Annotated in this window: 16 protein-coding genes; all 16 read left to right on the forward strand. The window is 40.1% G+C overall.

The features are described 5' to 3' along the window. Window positions 1-6 precede the first annotated feature (6 nt). Window positions 7-1,608, forward strand: a complete 1,602-nt coding sequence (asp1, locus tag D8872_RS00700; protein ID WP_125389604.1) for an accessory Sec system protein Asp1 — start codon at window positions 7-9, stop codon at window positions 1,606-1,608. Further along, window positions 1,595-3,154 carry an accessory Sec system protein Asp2 gene (gene asp2, locus D8872_RS00705; protein WP_125389605.1) on the forward strand — a complete coding sequence of 520 codons (1,560 nt, stop codon included), beginning with the start codon at window positions 1,595-1,597 and terminating at the stop codon, window positions 3,152-3,154. The genes asp1 and asp2 overlap by 14 nt, the downstream gene beginning before the upstream one ends. Then, window positions 3,151-4,185: an accessory Sec system protein Asp3 gene (gene asp3, locus D8872_RS00710; protein ID WP_125389606.1), complete on the forward strand. Its 1,035-nt coding sequence runs from the start codon at window positions 3,151-3,153 to the stop codon at window positions 4,183-4,185. The genes asp2 and asp3 overlap by 4 nt, the downstream gene beginning before the upstream one ends. Continuing rightward, window positions 4,175-6,562 carry an accessory Sec system translocase SecA2 gene (secA2, locus tag D8872_RS00715; protein ID WP_125389607.1) on the forward strand — a complete coding sequence of 796 codons (2,388 nt, stop codon included), beginning with the start codon at window positions 4,175-4,177 and terminating at the stop codon, window positions 6,560-6,562. Before asp3 ends, secA2 begins: the two co-directional genes overlap by 11 nt. A gap of 69 nt (window positions 6,563-6,631) precedes the next feature. After that, on the forward strand, window positions 6,632-9,535 hold the full coding sequence (locus tag D8872_RS00720; RefSeq protein ID WP_260471652.1) for a hypothetical protein: 2,904 nt from the start codon (window positions 6,632-6,634) through the stop codon (window positions 9,533-9,535). 63 nt (window positions 9,536-9,598) lie between these two features. Continuing rightward, window positions 9,599-10,774, forward strand: a complete 1,176-nt coding sequence (locus tag D8872_RS00725) for a family 1 glycosylhydrolase (RefSeq protein ID WP_125389608.1) — start codon at window positions 9,599-9,601, stop codon at window positions 10,772-10,774. Window positions 10,775-11,041: 267 nt separating this feature from the next. Further along, complete coding sequence (locus tag D8872_RS00730) at window positions 11,042-11,890, forward strand: hypothetical protein (RefSeq protein ID WP_048764705.1); 849 nt, start codon at window positions 11,042-11,044, stop codon at window positions 11,888-11,890. A gap of 14 nt (window positions 11,891-11,904) precedes the next feature. Beyond that, a complete protein-coding gene (gtfA, locus tag D8872_RS00735) occupies window positions 11,905-13,434 on the forward strand; it encodes an accessory Sec system glycosyltransferase GtfA (RefSeq protein WP_125389609.1) in 1,530 nt (509 codons plus the stop codon). 30 nt (window positions 13,435-13,464) lie between these two features. Further along, window positions 13,465-14,793, forward strand: a complete 1,329-nt coding sequence (gtfB, locus tag D8872_RS00740; RefSeq protein WP_125389610.1) for an accessory Sec system glycosylation chaperone GtfB — start codon at window positions 13,465-13,467, stop codon at window positions 14,791-14,793. 70 nt (window positions 14,794-14,863) lie between these two features. Then, window positions 14,864-15,040 carry a hypothetical protein gene (locus tag D8872_RS00745; RefSeq protein ID WP_048764492.1) on the forward strand — a complete coding sequence of 59 codons (177 nt, stop codon included), beginning with the start codon at window positions 14,864-14,866 and terminating at the stop codon, window positions 15,038-15,040. A gap of 106 nt (window positions 15,041-15,146) precedes the next feature. Continuing rightward, window positions 15,147-16,184: a DNA polymerase III subunit delta gene (gene holA / locus D8872_RS00750; protein ID WP_125389611.1), complete on the forward strand. Its 1,038-nt coding sequence runs from the start codon at window positions 15,147-15,149 to the stop codon at window positions 16,182-16,184. 91 nt (window positions 16,185-16,275) lie between these two features. After that, window positions 16,276-16,881 (forward strand): superoxide dismutase SodA, encoded by a 606-nt coding sequence (sodA, locus tag D8872_RS00755; protein ID WP_062005403.1) that lies wholly within the window; start codon window positions 16,276-16,278, stop codon window positions 16,879-16,881. Window positions 16,882-16,994: 113 nt separating this feature from the next. Continuing rightward, entirely contained in the window at window positions 16,995-18,047 is a 1,053-nt protein-coding gene (locus D8872_RS00760) for a serine hydrolase (protein ID WP_125389612.1), read from the forward strand. Window positions 18,048-18,237: 190 nt separating this feature from the next. Further along, entirely contained in the window at window positions 18,238-19,026 is a 789-nt protein-coding gene (locus D8872_RS00765) for a YhfC family intramembrane metalloprotease (RefSeq protein WP_125389613.1), read from the forward strand. Continuing rightward, window positions 19,004-19,282 (forward strand): autorepressor SdpR family transcription factor, encoded by a 279-nt coding sequence (locus D8872_RS00770; RefSeq protein WP_125389614.1) that lies wholly within the window; start codon window positions 19,004-19,006, stop codon window positions 19,280-19,282. The genes D8872_RS00765 and D8872_RS00770 overlap by 23 nt, the downstream gene beginning before the upstream one ends. After that, window positions 19,269-19,766, forward strand: a complete 498-nt coding sequence (locus D8872_RS00775; RefSeq protein ID WP_125389615.1) for a DUF1648 domain-containing protein — start codon at window positions 19,269-19,271, stop codon at window positions 19,764-19,766. Before D8872_RS00770 ends, D8872_RS00775 begins: the two co-directional genes overlap by 14 nt. Window positions 19,767-19,775 lie beyond the last annotated feature (9 nt).

Genomic DNA, 19,775 nt, shown 5'->3' on the forward strand with positions numbered 1-19,775 from the left:
AGGGATATGTTTTACTTTGTACCTTCTTGGTATAAACAAGATCGAAAATGGTATTCTACTGCCCTACCTTTCTATCTGCAACCGAAAAATATGATGTTTGATGATGCCGTAAATTTATTGCGGATGTTTCAACAATCAGGAGAAGCCAACTCTGTCCTGATTTTGAATTATTCACCTCATATTCGGACTTTCTTTTATCAACAAAGACTTTCATCAGATGAAATGTGGAACCTATTTGATAGCATACAAGGTCTGACAGACGTGCCTGCACGAAAAATTCGTTTGGATGATTTGAAATGGCCGCAGGGAGCAGAAATCTTTTATACTCCTTTTATTGTAGATGTTTACGTCGATCACCTACCTTATGCTCAGATTAATTTTTCACAAATAGGTAATATTTTTGATATTACCTATTTTGAAAATAATCAGATAGATTATCAGCTTGTTTTTGATGACCGTGGCTTTGTCTCCAGTATTATCTATTTTGAGCATAATCAGCCTTATTATCAGGACTATCTGAATGCACAAGGGATATGGCAATTCAGAGAATTTTTGACAGCTGATAACCAGCAGGTCATTATCAATCCTGAGGCACAGGGCACATTTGCTAAGGATGTTTATCAGAATATTGAAGAGCTTGTTAAAGAAAAGCTAGAGCAGCATTTGGCTTCTGTTTTAACCAAGGATGATTCGATTATTGTTTCAGCAGATGTGCAGCATAATCATTTTTTCCAACAGATTAAGAAGGATCATCTTGTTGTTCTGTCCTTCTTTGGCAATCGCTATCCGATTACGAATACAGAACAGCTTTTGTCTGATTTAAAAGATACCCCATTTTTTGTGGTAGATAGCTTGGATAAAATCGTGAAGATTGCAGAACAAGTGGGTGAAGTAGAAGAAGAGCAACTTCCTGCTTATTATGAGATACCACCTTATGACACACAGTTGAATCTTGGGCATAGTCAGCGGAAAAAAGAGTTGATCATCTATGTCAATTTCGATACTTTACCAGAACATCATCTTCAATATGTTTTTACTTCCTTGTTTGATATGATGTTGCAACATGAGTGGATTGACTTATTGGTCGGGACGCAGAGTCAGGATTTTGGTCGAGAAGCTTCTATTCGACAGTTTCTTGAGGAATCTTTATCATCAACAAAGTATGCAGAAAAATTGCTCCTTGTTGACAAGGATAAGGCTGCTAAGAGTGGTGATCCACGCTTAGAAGATGATGATAGCCTCAGAGAGCGAATTGATACTGTAGTGATTCATAGTGATACCGATTTGGCGAAGGCTCTGAAGTATGTTCGCGTCATCTTGGATTTGGGAAGTCCAGCCGATATCCGAACCCAAATTGCAGGTATCAGTGGAGGGATTCCTCAAGTGAATTTGTATAATTCTTCCTATGTGAAGCATGGCGAAAATGGTTGGATCATGAATGATATTTCTAACCTGATAGAGGCACTCTTGTATTACCTCACAGATTTGGAACACTGGAATCAGTCTTTGGTGCATTCGGTTAAGAGGATTGAGCTGTATACAAGGGGAGAAATTGTCGAAATGTGGAAAAATACGATAAAGGAATTAAAGCTAAATGAACAGAATTAGTGTCCTACAGATTGCCAATGAGAATTGGCAGCACCAATATGAGATTCCTAGTAATATCGCATGGACATTTGTTAAACCAGAAGATATCATGTCTCTCTTGCCAGAAGATATTGGTATTTTAAAAAAGGATGGGAAGAAACCGAAGGCTGCTAAGCCCTATGATGTTGTATTGGTCGATACTGTTGAGCATTTTGAGTATATTACAGTATTGGACAGCTTAATTCAGGTTTATCGCTTGTTTTATCATGAACGCTGTCAAATCACTACAAAAACCTTGGAGAGATTCCTTTTACGCAAAAGGGCCGTTCAGTCTACTTTTGAAGATCCAGCTCAGATGCTGTATCTATTTTCACGGGGCTTTTCTTCCAAGCAAAGTGGTACCAAGCTCAGTGTTAATCATCTAGCCGTCAATCCCTCCTTTTCAGGTCAGATTAACTATGAAGGAACTAACTATCTCCGTCTGTGTGGCCAATATGGTGAGGATTACCAAACTGTAGCAACCTATCAGTACAATATCTTTCTGAGCGCAGACGTCCCTTTGGATTTATGGCCAGAGTTCAGAAATTCTGAAGATTGCGCAATTCGTTATGTCATCAAGGGTTATCCAGTTGGCAATTCTCCTATGCAAGAATGGATTTATGATGAAGAATCTTTTGATAAGCTTCTCGTTTTGGATACCAGCGATTCTTATTACCTAAGCGTCAGTGTTCAAGTGAAGGGGCAAGGAATTGTGAAAATTGGACCATTCCACCATCGCCAGTCTCATTTGGGTTATGGCGACTTGTTGATTGGTGGAAATCGTGTTGTGGATAAAAATCGGGAGGAATTGATTTACTACTTCCATCCTGGTGATTTGAAGCCACCTCTCAATATTTATTTTTCTGGTTATCGTCCAGCTGAAGGATTTGAGGGATACTGGATGATGAACAATTTGGGAGCGCCTTTCTTGTTGATTGGAGATCCGCGTTCTGAGGGTGGTGCTTTCTATCTCGGCTCAGAAGAGCTAGAGCAAAAGCTTGTTCAGGTCATTCATCACTGTTTAGATGAATTAGGCTTTACAAGAGACCAGTTGACCTTATCCGGACTATCAATGGGGACCTTTGGAGCCCTGTATTATGCTTCCAAGTTAGAGCCTCATGCAGTGATTGTCGGTAAGCCCTTAGTAAATTTAGGCGATATTGCAGAGAATGAATCCACGATTCGTCCTGGAGGTTTTCCTACTTCTTTAGATTTGGTGCTTCGTACAACAGGAGAATTATCAGAGGAAGGAATAGCTCAACTTAATGAGCACTTCTGGACAGTATTCAAAGAGGCTGATTTTTCAAGGACGAAATTTATTGTGTCTTATATGTATCATGATGACTACGATGGTACGGCCTACCCTGATATGCTAGAAGAGCTAGGAAAGCGAGCTTATCGCGTTAATGTCATTAGTAAAGGATTGACTGGACGACACAATGATGATACGCAAGGAATTGTCGAATGGTTCTTTAATCAATATAAAACTTTATTAGTGAATAGTTTTGAAAGGAAGTTTGATTCGTGAGATACAAGGAAGAAATCTATTTTGCTTATTGGGATATGCAAAGTGTATCACAGTATCTATATGGATCGTCTGTGAAGCTGCTAGCAGATGGGCATGTTTTATATGAAAATCAGTTCATGCCGTCTGGTACAGTCATTCATGAATGGCATTCGCAGGCAAACTATCAGGCTTTACGAAATACGAGTCAGCTTCCTGAATTGAAGCGAGGAGAAAAATATATCTTTGGCAGCCATCTGGAGACTCTTCCTGAAAATTCGACCTACTTAAAGATTGAATTTATGAATGCGCGTGATGAGGAGATTTTTAATCAAATCATTAAGCAGGGTGAAACCATGAGCGTTCGTGTTCCGAACAATACCCACCATTATAAAATTCAATTAGTGAGTTCAGGTTGCCATCGTTTCTTGTTTGAAAGCATCTATATTGCCGAAGAAGGTGTGGCTGATTATACTGTCGATCGCTATTGGATTTCGAAATTGTTGCATAAGGATGTCAATCAAGAGACGATTTACGTTTGCTTTACAGAGCCTGATTTCAATCGGACGGGCTACATTCCAGAAATTGTTCGGGAGCATTTTCCAAATTTGTTGGTAGTCAATTCTTCCTACAAAGACGCTCTTTTGTATATGGAAAAAGAGTTCTTCGAAATCTTACTTGGAACAATTGAAAAGCTGGCTCGAGAATATTCTTTTGAAAAGGTCGCTTTTGCTGGCTATGGGCCGATTTCAAATATCGCAGCCTTGCTTTACTCACAGCAATTTGAAAATGCCTATGCTTTAGTGACTGATGATTTCATGCCAGAATTGGAGTATCAGCATGTTCTTGTTCGCTATCGAAATAGGGTGAATTATCCTTTATTTAGAGATTTGCTGCTGGAACGCTTTAATTCAGCTAGAGTAAAAGAGTATGCCCATCTGAAAAATAGGCCACGGGTACTAACCAAAATTGATTATTTGTTGGATCAGTCTTTTTTGCTTCAAAAAATAGACTTGGAGAAAACGGAAGAGTGGATGAGAAAGAATGAAGCCTAAAAAATTACATTTAGCTAATTCCTTTAAACTAAGGCGGTATAAAAAAATCTTAGAAAAGATTAATCAGCTTTCTGATGATTATGCAGCCATGTCAGATGAAGAATTACAGTCCAAAACTCAATGGTTTAAAGGCCGTCTTTCTAAAGGAGAAAGGCTGCAGGAAATTTTACCAGAAGCCTATGCCACCATTCGTGAAGCGGCTAAGCGTGTCTTGGGGCTCTATCCTTACGATGTGCAAATCTTAGGTGCCTTAGTCATGCAAGACAATCAGATTGCCGAGATGAGGACGGGAGAGGGCAAAACACTAACAGCAATTCTGCCCTTGTACTTAAATGCTTTAACTGGAAACAGCACCATCTTGGTTACGGCCAATGAATATTTGGCGATACGCGATGCTAAACAAATGGCTCCTGTTTTTCATTACTTAGGAATGACAGTTGGGATTGGTGTTTCAGAAAATCCAGCTAAAAGATTGAAGGTTGCGCAAAAGCAGCGGATTTATCAAAGTGATATCGTGTATACAACACATAGTGCGCTGGGATTTGACTACCTTGAAGAAAATTTAGCGACCTCTCAAGCAAAGAAATTCTTGCCTAAATTCTATTTCTGTTTAGTGGATGAGGTTGATGCAGCTCTCTTGGATAGTGCACAGATGCCTCTGATTATATCAGGCTCTCCGCGGGTTCAGTCCAATCTATTTGTTACCTGTGATGAGTTTGTTAAGACCTTGAAGGAAGGGGAAGATTTTAAGCTAGATTCGACTCGGACTTCAGTCTGGTTGACGAGAAAAGGTGTCAAGGAAGCAGAAATATACTTCCGTGTACAAAATGCCTACGATCCAAATAACTACCAACTGATCCGTCAAATCAATTTGGCCTTAAGGGCCAATCATTTATTTGAAAAAGATCGTCAGTATACTGTAGAAAATGGCGAAGTTAAGCTGATGGATGAGGCAACAGGGCGAGTTTTAGAAGGGAATAAACTCCAATCTGGTTTGCACCAAGCCTTGGAAGCGAGAGAACGCGTGAAGATTTCCTTAGAAACACGTTCTATGGCCTCTATTACCTATCAAAATTTGTTCAAGATGTTTCCTAAATTGGCGGGGATGACGGGTACAGGGAAGGTCTGTGAAGATGAATTTCGTGAGGTGTATGACTTGGGAGTGGTCGTTGTACCAACTAGAAAACCCAATCAACGGATTGATTATCCAGATGAAATCTATCTAACTATCCCTCAAAAACTTTATGCTTCTTTGGATTATATTAAAAAACTACACAAAAAAGGGCAGCCAGTTCTGATTGCGACAGGATCGGTAAGAATGTCAGAAATTTACTCCATGCTCCTGTTGCAGGAAGGAATTGCTCATAACGTGCTAAATGCCTACAATGCAGCAAAAGAAGCAGAGATGATTGCACAGGCTGGCCGCCGTTCTGCGGTAACCGTCGCAACCTCTATGGCTGGTCGGGGAACGGACATTATCCTAGAAGAAGGCGTTGCTAAATTAGGCGGACTGGCGGTTATTGGAACAGAGAGAATGTCCAGCGAACGAGTGGATTTGCAGCTTCGTGGTCGTGCAGGCCGTCAAGGCGCACCTGGATTAAGTAAATTCTTTGTTTCACTTGAAGATGATATTATCACCAAGACTGGCAGTAAGTGGATCAATGATTTTTATCAGAAAGAAGTCGCTAAGCCAGAGGAAAAACAGAAGGTTCATCTAAAATCTGTTCGTATTAAATATGAGGTGACAGAAGCTCAGAGAAACAGCGATAATGCGGCAGCTGCTTCAAGACGATCAACGGAGCAGTATGACGAAAGTATCCGAATTCAACGGCAAATCATTTATAATAAGCGCAATGACATTATTGCTCATTCTGACTTTAAACTAGAATATTTTTTATCTGTTTTATCAGATGCTATGGACGCCTATATGAAGAAGCATCCATTTAAAGAGCAAGCTGATTTGTATCGTTTTGTTTTGGATAACATTAGCTACTATTGTCAAGGCATTCCGAGAGATTTAGATGTGACAAACATTCGTCAAGTTAAAAAGTTTCTATCTAAGCTTTTCATTGAAGAATATCAGCGAAAACGCGATAGAATTGAGGATTCAGAACTGTTTGGGCAGCTTCAACGCATTGCAGTGCTAAGAGCAGTAGATGATTGCTGGGTGGAGCAAGTTGACTATCTCCAACAATTTCAAACTTTAGTGGTTAGTCAAGGTTATGCACAAAAGAATCCTGTATATGAGTTTCATAAAGAGGCTTTTGAGTCATATAAGAGAATGAATGCAGACATGAATCTTAAAATTATAAAAAATATGGCGCTTAGTTATGTCAATGTTCAGCCTACAGGGAAATTAGAGGTTTTCTTTGGTTAAAGTTTTGACAGATTGTGCTATAGACTTTATAATAAGGATATAACTGCATTCGGGAGAAAATGTATATTTATGATGGGTAAGAATAATAAAGCAAAAGCAAAGGGGTTTAAGCGCGTTATATCGAAGTTTAAACGATTGGTGACGGAGGATGATAATTATTATGATCCGGATGCAGCCATCTTAAAACCGATTAGCCGAAAACCCCAAGAGCAGAATCAGGTTGTGTTAGGTGTTAATGAAGAATTAAAACCAGAGACAGAACCAATTTCTATTATGGAAGACTTTGAGGATTTTCAAGCCAATAATAGCTTGGTAGTAGATGATCTGATAAAAAATGTCAGCCAAAGCTTATCAATGAGCGTTTCGACCTCAATGAGTTTGTCTGCTGAACATTTCGATAGTGACTCTGTTTCAACAAGCGAGAGTTCTCTTCAAGATTCGCTGTGGGAGAATGATTCATTAGAGACTTATTCTTTAGACTCTTCTTCTCACATTATCGATCAATCAGATTCAGAATCTGAGCTGGTTCTTGAGGATGAATCCTTATCCGCTTCTATCAGCACCAGCGAGAGTCTTTCCGAGTCTGAATACTGGAGTATTTTCGAATCTGAGTCCCTCAGCATTTCAGAGTCAGATTCACTTTATGAGAGTGAATGGCTATCCGCTTCTATTAGCACGAGTGAGAGTCTTTCCGAGTCTGAATACTGGAGTATTTTCGAATCTGAGTCCCTCAGCATATCAGAGTCGGATTCACTTTATGAGAGCGAATGGCTATCCGCTTCTATCAGTGCCAGTGAGAGTCTTTCTGAGTCTGAGTACTGGAGTATCTTTGAATCTGAATCTCTCAGCATATCAGAGTCAGATTCACTCTATGAGAGTGAATGGTTATCCGCTTCTATCAGTGCAAGTGAGAGCCTTTCTGAGTCTGAGTACTGGAGTATTTTCGAATCTGAATCTTTCAGTATATCAGAATCAGATTCACTCTATGAGAGTGAATGGTTATCCGCTTCTATCAGTGCAAGCGAGAGTCTTTCCGAGTCGGCTTCTATCCTTCTTAGCGAATTTGTTTCAACTTCAGTAGCGGATAGTCAGTCAGCTTCTCTGTCAGAATCCATTAGTGCTAGTCTGAGCCTTTCAGAATCTGAGTCTCTCAGTGCCTTAGAAGAGGCTTCTATGAGTCTTTCAGATTCAGTTTATGAGGAGGAAGCTGATTCACCTTCAGTAAACGAGAATAAGCCAGATACTTTCTTGATTTCTCTTAGTACTAGCCTGAGCCTCTCTACTTCTGAATGGTTGGCTCAGTCTGAATTTACTTCACTTAGCCTTTCGGCATCTGAATCTTTGAGCATCAGTCAGTCTCTATCCTTGAGTGAAGCATTTTCTCAACTTCTTTTTGAATCTGAATCAGTCAAGGAGAGTCAGCAGCTATCAGAATCACTTAGCTATAGCCAGTCCCTTTCTCTTTCAGAATCTTTGAGTGAATGGACAGTAACTTCTCTCAGTCTCAGTGAGTCAATCTCTTTGAGCGATTCAATCTCCCTGAGTGAGTCCATTGCCGAGTATACTTGGTTAAGTTCTTCATTGTCGGTTAGTGCCTCTCTTGCTCAATCCGAATTGGAAAGCCAATTGACATCAATTTCCGAGTCTATTAGTGTCTCAGAATCTCTCAGTCAGAGTGTGAGCGTCTTCACTTCTTTCAGCTTGAGTGAGTCAGTTTCCTTGAGTGAATCCGAAAGTCTCAGTGCGTCAAGCTCCTTCAGTTTGAGTGAGTCAACTTTCTTGAGTGAATCTGAAAGCCTTAGTCAGAGTCTCAGCCTTTCAGAATCCTTGAGCCAGAGTGTCAGTACTTCACTCTCTTTGAGCCTCAGTGAGTCAATTTCAGTCAGTCAATCTGAACAAGAGAGCCAGAGCCTTAGTGTGTCAGAATCCTTGAGTCAGAGTGCAAGCATTTCGACTTCATTTAGTTTGAGCGAATCACTTTCCGAGTATACTTGGCTCAGTTCGTCACTCTCAATTAGTGCTTCTGTTGCCCAATCTGAATTGGAAAGCAAGTTAACATCGCTTTCCGACTCTATTAGTCAGAGTGCTTCACTCTCTCTGAGTGTTTCAGAATCTCTCAGTCAGAGTGCAAGCCTTTCAACTGCCTTTAGTTTAAGTGAATCAGTTTCCTTAAGTGAGTCTGAAAGCCTTAGTCAGAGCCTCAGTGTTTCAGAATCCTTGAGTCAAAGCCTGAGTGTTTCAAGCTCCCTGAGTTTGAGTGAATCCGAAAGCCTTAGCCAGAGTCTCAGTATCTCTGAATCATTAAGTGAGAGTGCAAGCCTTTCAACTTCTTTAAGTTTGAGTCAATCAATTTCAGAGTACAATTGGATCAGTTCTTCACTCTCAGTTAGTGCTTCTGTTGCCCAATCTGCATATGAGAGCAAGTTAATTTCAGTTTCAGAGTCGGCTAGTCAGAGCACCTCAGCTTCTATCAGTCTTTCCGAATCTCTTAGCCATAGTGTTAGCATCTCAACTTCCTTTAGTTTGAGTGAGTCGATTTCCCTGAGTGAATCAGAGCACCTCAGTCAAAGTATTGTGAGAGTTTCCTTATCTGAGTTTTATAGTATTTCAGTCTCAGAGTTACTTTCTTACAGACAGAGTGTTTCAGAGTCTAAGTCAGTATCACATAGTTTACAAGTCTCAGAATCTCTGTCACTTAGCTTGTCTCGAACAGAGTCAATGCTTCTTGCCTATCAACAAGAATCGCTTGAAAGTATGAGCCTTGCATCTCAGGAACTTTCAGAGGCGGTTGCACTATCTCAAGAAATCCTGTCTGTTCAAGTGTCTACAACTCCAAACTTGAGCGTGACAGATCAAGATGCATATCAGATGGTAAGACCAGGTTTACAGCCAATTTCTCCTGACTTAAAAAATGTCGCTAGTACATTATCTGGATTGGCTTCTATCGCTCAGAATAAGAAAGACCAGCGATAATTTTAAAGATACTAGAGGATACAATAGTATCCATATATATTCACAAAATCAAAAGGAGTCATTATGATTAGAAATACGATGCCCAACAGCAATAAAGGTTTGGGAACGACGGATGTATTACCAATTAGTGAACCACGTATAGGAGTACTGACAGGGGAAATCAACTACAAAAAGGTACCAATAGGCGCCTATGATCTTCTGGGGCAATTTACTTTAGCGAGTCAACCGGATTATGTTAGTGATTTGAATATGATTCAATCAATGGGCTTCAATGTTTATAGAATTTCTATTTCTTGGGCGCGCATTTTCCCAACTGGAGAAGAAGGGCAGCCAAGTGAAGAAGGTTTGAAATATTATGAAGCTATCATTGATCAAGTGTTGCAAAAGGACATTGAACCGATTGTAACTTTAAGTCATTTCGATCTTCCTCTTCATCTGTATGAAAAATACAGTGCGTGGAAGAGCCGCAAGATGATTGAACTTTATGAGCATTATACAGAAGCTGTTTTCAGACATTTTAAAGACAAGGTAAGATATTGGATTACCTTTAATGAATTTAATATTTTACATCATTTACCATATCTTGGTGGCGGTCTGTCTTTTGAAGATGGAGAAAATCGGAACCAACGAATCTGGCAGGCGGCTCACTATCAATTGGTCGCTTCGGCACGTGCTGTTAAGCTTGGAAAATCAATCAATCCAGAATTTCAATTTGGTGGCATGTTGGTAGTCAGTCGTAACTATAGTCAAAATCTAGATAGTGCGATTGATGCGATGGAAGCAGAAGTTAAGAACCGTGAAAACTACGTTTTTACAGATGTACAAGTTCGTGGTTCTTATCCAAACCATTTCTTGCGCCGTTTAGAACGTGAGCAGATTGCTTTAGATATTGAAAATGATGACTTCTTTGACTTACGAGTCGGAAAGGTTGATTTTGTTAGCTTTAGTTACCATGCATCTAGTAATTCTCAAGAAGTCTTTATCAATAAATATGGCTATAATAATACCAATAAGAATCCAATTGATCCTGTAGGTCTTCGCCTAGCTATGAATAATCTTTATGACCGCTATCAAAAGCCACTATTTATTGTGGAAGATGATCTAGTATTAGATGAGTCAGACAGCCGATCAATAGAAGAGCTAAAAACGAATATTCAAGAGATCGTTAAAACAGTAGAATATGATGGCGTTGAGCTTCTTGGCTATACACCTCTTAGCTGGGTAGATCTCAATTTCTAAACTAGATGATTTTACATCTAGTTACCTTTTATGAAAATACCTGAATGGATTATATGTCATCTATTCAGGTGTTTTTGCTTATAAAAGAATAAGGCTACAAAACTAAGAGAACCATAGAACTAGCGGGTAAATAGACTTTTATTTGCTCCGGNAGTATCCTGATTTTTTTGCTCGGAGACTTATAAAACAATGGTAATAAGCGTCATTTTATGCTACAATTGATAAGATAGTATATAATTAGAATAAATGAAGAATAGAGGGAGCAGAATGAGACTTAAAAAGACCCTATTTGGTAACTATCGTGCCAAGGAAGTTGAAGAATACATTGAATCGCTAGAAGAAGGATTTGATAGTGAAATTCGTAAAAAGAATGAGAAAATTGAATCTTTACGTAAAAAAATTGATGCTTTAAAGAACCAAGAAAGAGAAATCGGTGAAGCTGTCGTTTATGCTAAATCGCTGATTATTGAAGCACATGAAAAGGCAGAAAAAGAGGCTCAAGAGGTTCTAGAAAAAGCTCAGAAAGACTTCTTACAAGTAAGATCGTCTATCCTTGAAGAAATCGATGAATTGACGAAAAAACGTCTTGAAACGGAACAACTTTATAAGGCGCAAAAGGAAAAGATCAAAGAGCTTCTTAGTCAAATTGGTCAGATTCTAGACGAAGAAACTTTAGAGGGTCAAATTGACATCGCAAGTCTAATCGAGGAAGCTTCGGAAGACGACGAATTTGCAAGCATATTTGATACTCCTTTAGAGGAAGATGAAGCTACGCGTTTGTTTGATACACCTTTGGAAGAAGACGAGGCTTCAAATGAGCAAGTTGAAGCTGAAAGTTTATTTGATGAAGCTTCTCTTGAAGCGCACGAAGAAGAAGTAAACGAATCAGATATTTTTGGTGAGGAAGAAGTTCCAGTAGAAATCTCTGCTCCACAAAAAGAAGTTGTAAATATTGAGCAAACATTTGCTAAGACAGGTACAGATAGCTCTGTTCCCGTTACTTACTTCACTTCTCCTGTCAAAAAGTCTAAAGACGAAGATAAAGAAAAAGGGAAAAAAAAGAAAGGAAAAATCATCAAACGCCTTTCAAGAATAAAAAAAGATAATCTTTTGTAAGAGGAACATGGTTTATGACAATTTATAACATCAACCTAGGAATTGGTTGGGCAAGCAGCGGGGTTGAGTACGCACAAATTTATCGTGCAAAATTGCTTCGCAGTGTGGGCTTAGAGGCAAAATTCATCTTTATGGATTTTATTTCAGCCGATAATATTGAACATTTGACGAAGAATATCGGCTTTGAAGACTCTGAGGTCATTTGGCTCTATCAGTATTTTACAGATGTTAAGATTGCTCCAACGACCTACACTCTAGCACAAGTCTTAGCTAGTTTTGATAGAGAACCTCTAGAAATCGTCCGTAATCCTGAGAATAAGACATTTCGGATCTTGTTTGGAGATAATGATTTCGTAACGTGCTATTCTTGCGATATGGATAATGAACTGATTGAGCGGGCAGAGATTGTTTCGCGTGGCTGTCTCATTCAGAAAGAATATTATACTTATACTAAAAACTTTATTGAGTATTATAGTCCTGTAGATGGTCGGGCTCGTCTCTATCAACGGACTTGGCTCAATGAAGACGGTAGTGTGGCTTACGAAGAGATTATCGATGAGGTAGACGGTAAGCAAGAAACGCAAGTTTATCGTTTTCCAGATCAGGTCTTCTACTCCAAGCAGGAGTTTGTTGCTCATTTCATGAGAAGTTTGAAGTTGACAGATAAGGATTTACTGATTCTAGACCGAGAGACAGATATTGGCCAGCCAATCTTCGCCAATAAGGGGGCTGCTAAACTAGCTGTCATCGTTCACGCAGACCACTTCAGTGAAAATCCCGCAGAAAAAGAGTATATCTTATGGAATAATTACTACGAGTATCAATTTGAATACGCAGAAGAAGTGGACTACATTATCAACTCGACGGATGCTCAAACAGAGCTTCTGAAAGAGCAGTTTGCTCAATATACCGACATCAAGCCGAAGAATATTTTAACTATTCCTGTGGGTAGCTTGGATCAGCTGCGCCGACCAGAAGGTCAGCGGAAGCCTTTTGGTTTGATGACAGCTTCTCGTTTGGCCAGTGAAAAGCATATCGATTGGCTGATTCACTCTGTGGTGAAGGCGCATGAGCAACTACCGGAAATCACCTTTGATATTTATGGTAAAGGTGGTGAGGAAGCTATGCTGCGGAAGCTGATTTCGGATCTGCAAGCAGAAGAGTATATTCGACTGATGGGGCATCATCATATGACGGATATTTACAAGAATTATTCCGCTTATCTAGCAGCATCGACAAGTGAAGGTTTTGGTCTGACTCTGTTGGAAGCAGTTGGCTCTGGCCTGCCCATCATTGGCTTTGATGTTCGTTATGGAAATCCAACCTTTATCCGTGATGGGGAAAATGGCTACTTGATTCCTAAGGCTCGTCCAGATGATCTAGATGCCATGACGACAGAGTACGCAGAAAAGATTGTTCAGCTATTAACTCAACATTCTCAAGAAGATTTGTCCCGTGTATCCTACGAGATAGCTGAGCCTTACCTTGATGAGCATATTGCCCAGCGCTGGTCTGATCTAGTTCGATCTGCTCAGACCAACTAAGTAGGATTCAGAAAGAAAGGCATAACCACTATGATTTGTTTGTTTGACCGCTATGATCAAGCAAGTTTTGATTTGTTACGTTCATTAAAAGCAACAGGACTTGATTGTCCTGTTGTTGTTGTACAAGATGATGGCTATCTTTCACCAGATGTCGAGTCTCCTTACAGTTATTTTACAGGAGATTTGGATACGCCAGAAGGCCGGCCGATTTATTTTAATCTTGTCCCCAAACCGCATCTATGGGAGATTCGCTCCAGCAATGTAAATGGTGAAATCTTGGATATGGGCAAGAAGCGTGCGAATATTTTCTATCGCCAACCAACGCATGAAAGACGTGTGCGGGCTGTCGAATGGTTGGATACAGAGGAGCAAGTTCGAGCAGCAGATATCTATAATCGCAAAGGACGGCTTTTCGCACAAATAACCTACGACCAGACACAACGTCCGACCCATACACGTTATTTTGACCAGAACAATGTCGTGGTCATTATGGAAAATCATCTGACTGGTGATATCATCTTGACACTTGAAGGAAAGCGTCACATCTTTAAATCCAAACAAGAATTTGTCGTCTTTTATCTGCAATATCGTGGATATGATACAGATCGTATTATTTATAATTCTCTAGCAACCCCCTTCTTGGTGGCCTACGCTCTTCGTCCTAAAAATGGTCGTGCAGAAGATGTTCTTTTCTGGCAAGAGCCTATCGGAGAAGCCTTACCTGGAAATATGAAAGTAGCTATGAAAATGCCTCATCGCAATATCCGCATCGCTGTTCAGGATAGGCAGGTATATGAGAAAATTCAAAGCTTGGCAACACCAGAAGAAAAAGTCTATTTCCACAATATTGGTTATATTTATGATTACCAGCGTCTTAATAATATGAATCCAGAAGCCTTGATTTTGACCAATAGTGATCAGCTTGAGCAAATAGAGCAACTCTTGACTCAGCTACCAAATGTACATTTCCATATTGGAGCCATCACAGAAATGTCTGGCCATTTAATGGGGCTCAATCGTTATCCGAATGTTTCGCTTTATCCAAATATTCGTCCGGCCAAGGTTGCAGAGCTTTTTGAGAGATGTGACTTGTATCTAGATATCAATATCAGCGATGAAATCCTCAATGCATGTCGCACAGCTTTTGAGAACAACATGTTGATTCTCAGCTTCAAAAACACTTGCCATAGTCGTCGATTTATTGCGGATGATCACATTTATGCGCCAGAAAATGTCTCAGGCGTGGTGGAAAAAATCCAAGCTGTCCTTGCTCATTCATCAGAGATGGAAGCAGCACTTGCTAGACAGAAACAGGCTGCTAATCAGGCTAGTTTGGAGCAATATAAGGCCATTCTTTAACCAGATACATGAGAACTTGCTTTCGATGAGGGCAAGTTCCTTTATGCAGATTTAGTAAGGGAGGACAATCATGCCAGAGAAGAAAAAGGGAATTCTGCAGGAACATATTAACGAGCAACTAGATAATCGTAGAAAACCGTTGAAAAGAGAGAAGCAAGAGTTTAGTATGATTGCAGTTCTAGGCGGCATTCTTTTTCTTATCACCCTCTTGGTCACAATCATCATGCAGTTGGGACAATTCTTTTAGTCCCTGATATTCTAATCAGAATGATGAAAAACAGCAGACTTTCCTGCTGTTTTTTGTTACAATTTATACATGACTAAGAATCAAGAAAATAGAAGGGAGTGCCACTGTGTTAGCAATTGAAAAAATTAAGAAAATCACTCCCGAAAATTTGCCGACCTTAACGATTTTAACGGGAGACGACTTGGGGCAATTTGAGTTGTTAAAAGATGAGTTTCTGAAGCAGATTCATTATGATCCAGCAGATTTGAATCTTATGCTGTTTGATATGAAAGAAACGCCTTATCCAGATGTGGAACTGGATTTAGTCAGCTTGCCTTTTTTTGCGGATGAAAAGATTATTATTTTAGATCATTTTGCGGATCTAACGACAGCAAAAAAGCGTTATTTATCGGATGAAGAACTCAAGTCCTTTGAGCAGTATTTGGAAAATCCTAGTAGCACGACCAAATTAGTCATTTTCGCGGAAGGCAAGCTGGACAGCAAACGCAGATTAGTTAAGATACTCAAGCGTGACGGACAGATTTTTGAAGCGGCTGAGATTAAGGAAGCAGATTTACGCCAGTATTTTGCCAAACAGGCCCAGCTTGAAGGTCTGGACTTTGCTCCGAAGGCTTTTGACCACTTGCTGATCAAATCAGGCTTTCATTTTAGCGAAATCAGTAAAAACTTGGCTTTTCTGAAGTCTTATAAGGAGTCGGGGCAAATCAGTTTAGAAGACATCGCTGAGGCCATTCCTAAAACCTTGCAGGACAATATTTTTGATTTGACCCAACTGATTTTACAGAAACAAATTGATGCTGCACGGAGTTTGGTGCGAGATCTGACCTTGCAGGGTGAAGATGAAATCAAGTTGATTGCTATCATGTTAGGTCAATTTCGAATGTTTACTCAGGTTAAAATTTTGGCGGACAATGGTCGATCTGAAAGTCAAATCGTGGCGGATTTATCAGACTATCTTGGACGCAAGATCAATCCCTTCCAAGTCAAGTTTGCACTCAAGGATGCGCGTGGGCTCAGTCTCAACTTTCTGAAAAGAACCCTGACCTGCTTGATTGAAACGGACTATCAAATCAAGTCTGGCCTCTATGACAAGGACTACCTTTTTGACCTTGCCTTGCTGAAAATCGCAACAGGAAACTTCTAAAAACTTAGCAAAATTTATAAGCAAAATAGTTGAAAAATGTGCGTTTTTACGTTATGATTTGTATAATAATAAAGAAAATGAGGACAAGTAAATGGCAATTATTTTACCAGATCTACCTTATGCATACGACGCTTTGGAACCTTACATCGATGAGGAAACAATGCACCTTCACCATGACAAGCACCATCAAACTTACGTGAATAACGTAAATGCGGCGCTTGAAAAACATCCTGAAATTGGTGAAGATTTAGAAAAACTGTTGGCAGATGTTGAGTCTATCCCAGCTGATATTCGTCAGGCAGTGATCAACAACGGTGGTGGACATTTAAACCACGCTCTTTTCTGGGAATTGATGACTCCTGAGAAGACAGCTCCTTCAGCAGAACTTGCAGCAGCGATCGATGCGACATTTGGCTCATTTGAAGAATTCCAAGCAGCTTTTACAGCGGCAGCAACAACTCGTTTCGGCTCAGGTTGGGCATGGTTGGTTGTCAACAAAGAAGGGAAGCTTGAAGTAACTTCAACAGCGAACCAAGACACACCAATCTCAGAAGGTAAGACACCAATCTTGGGATTGGACGTTTGGGAACATGCTTACTACGTGAAATATCGTAACGTGCGTCCTGACTACATCAAGGCTTTCTTCTCAGTGATCAACTGGAATAAAGTAGATGAGCTCTACGCAGCAGCTAAATAATAGAATTATAAAACGGATCGCAATGATTCGTTTTTAAATGCCCTTAAATTGCCCTTTCTACTTGTTATTTTAATGAGAATCTTTTATAATACTAAAATATTAGGAGAAATACTTTGATTAAAAATGACATAAAGAAACTGGCTTGCTGGTTCGGTGGTGTTTTCTTATTTATTTGTTTTTTGGATCTTTTGGTGGAACCACAGCGAGCCGATAAAAAGATAGCAGAAGCAGGTCAATCAATCGCTTCTTCACAGGCTACAGAAGGAGAGGAAACGAAGTCTGAGGCGACTGCGCGTGCTAGCAAGACAATGGAAGAGAAGCAAGAGGTGATAGAGCAGGATCTTCCGACCATGGAAGCCTTGGGCTTATCTTACGATTATGCGAATATGACCTTGCCACAAGTTATTCAGGCTTACATGGATGACATGGGAATTGAATCTTCGCAGCTTGCTTTTTCTTATAAAGACCTGACGAGTGGGCAAACTTATGCCATGAATGATACCCAGTCTATGACAGCAGGCTCTACCTATAAACTTCCCCTTAATATGTTGGTTGTTGATGAGGTAGCAGCAGGAAAATTATCGCTGGAAGAGCGGTTTGATATTACCAATACCAGCTATGAATACAAGGGAGAGCACGATAACTATGTAGCGGCCTTCAATGGTGCCATGTCTATTCCTGATATGCAGGAGTATTCCTTGGTCTACTCTGAAAATACGCCCGCTTATGCGCTAGCAGAGCGACTAGGCGGTATGGATAAGGCCTACAGCATGTTTGGAAGGTATGGCCGGTCAAAAGCTAAAGTCAAGACGATCAGCAGAGAAAATAAAACAACAACGGACTACTATATTCAAGTTCTGGAGTATCTGTGGAATAACCAAGAAAAATACAAGGACATTCTTTATTTTATCGGTGTTTCCTTCCCTGGTGAATATTACAAACGTTATTTATACGATTTGACAATTTACCAAAAGCCTGGGTATGTTAGAGAGGCTCTCAATGTTGATGCTATTGTCATGGAGGAGAAGCCCTATATTGTGGCACTTTATACCGCCTATCTAGGTGGCAGCACAGAAGCCAGTGAGGAGATCAGCGGAGTTGGTATTGATCAGGTCGGTCAAATTGCCTATATCATCAATGAGTGGCACCGGGTTAATATGAACTAATCTAATAGAAATCAGAAAAAATACGCTTTAGATGAAAATCTGGGCGTATTTTTGGTTTTTAATTGCAGTAAAGCTTAATGACTTTTAGATTGAAATCTATTTAGAAAAAAATCAAAATAGATTTGACAGAAAGAAAAGAAAGATGTATAATCTATTTAGAAAAAAATCTAAACAGTTCAGGAGAAAAACGATGATTTCCATTCATATCTTGATTGCTATGCTGCTGATTTTAGGGGCAGTCCTTGTTCCTTTGGTTTATTTTAAAAAGACCAAGCACATTTCTCTGCTAGTTTTCCTTTTAGGGGGAGTTGGTTTTTATCTGTCTAGTCAGGTTCTGGAAAATATCTTGCATCGTATCGTTTTACAGCCTCAGGCTGATGGGACTATTGCTTTGCGGATGGAAAATCCTTGGCTATACGTTCTTTATACTGTTGCTGCGGCAGCTATTTTTGAAGAAACAGGTCGCTGGGTCATCTTTTACTGGCTGCAAAAGAAGCGTCCACTGACCTTTGGGGATGGTGTGGCCTATGGCTTGGGGCATGGTGGTATTGAGGCTTTGTTTGTTGGTATTGTCAGTCTCTTAAACCTTTGGGTTATAGCTCAAGTAGTGACTCAGGGGAATGCTCAGATGCTGGCTCAAATTCCTCAAGCAGTTATTGACAATGTCCGTTCCATGAGTGCTGGCAGCATCTATCTTTTGGCTCTTGAGCGGATCTTGGCTATTCTTATCCAAATCTTGCTGACCTTCTGGGTTTGGAAGGCGGTCAAGGAGAAGGCTCCAGTGTATTTTTTAGCTGCGCTAGGACTTCACGCCCTGATTGACTTAGCGCCTTCTCTGGCTCAGGTAGGCTTTCTTCCGCCACTTGCAGTTGAAGCTCTGCTCTTGGTAGAAGTAGTGGCACTAGTCTTTCTGACCAAGAAAATCTTGAAAGTTTACCTGAAAGAAAGGTCTAATCATGGGGATCAGTCAAACGCTTAAAGCTCTAGCTGACCCAGTTCGGAGGGGGATTCTGGAAATGCTCAAGCATGGTCCGAAGTCTGCAGGGGAAATTGCCCAAGCTTTTGAGCTGACGCCTGCGACGGTATCCTACCACCTCTCTCAGCTAAAGAAAGCCGGTCTACTCATAGAAGAAAAGCAGAAGAACTTTATTTATTACAGCTTAGATGTCACTGTTTTTGAAGAAATTCTTGTCTGGTTTCAATCTCTTGGAGGAAACAAAAATGAAAAAAAATAGTTTACAAGAATTAGGATGGGCACTTGGCGTCATGCTCTTGCCAGTTTTCTATGCCATCTGGGTCTATCAAGAATTACCAGATAGCCTAGCGATTCACTTTGACTTATCTGGGGAAGGAGACAGCTTTTTACCTAAGTTTCTGTTAATCTCTGCTTTTCCAATTGTCATGATGCTGCTAGAAGTTATGATTTATTGGTCTACTGTTGCTAAAGATATCTTAAATCCCACTTTTAAACACCTTATTCGCTGGATCTTTCCCTTTAGCTTTGTCTTACTCTATATGGCGACTATCTATGGGGGCTTAGACGAGGACTTTGATATCCGTAAAATAGCAACTGTGATCGTTGGTGTGGTTTTTATAATTATGGGAAATTATCTGCCGAAAAGAGTCCAGGCGGATAGAAAACCCATGAATAGAAAGTGGGCACGTCTTTTAGTTTTGCTAGGCTTTCTTATTTTTATAATGGCTGTTTTCTGCCTGTAAGCGGATTTA

The organism is Streptococcus cristatus (assembly GCF_003943815.1).
Lineage (GTDB): Bacteria > Bacillota > Bacilli > Lactobacillales > Streptococcaceae > Streptococcus > Streptococcus cristatus_F.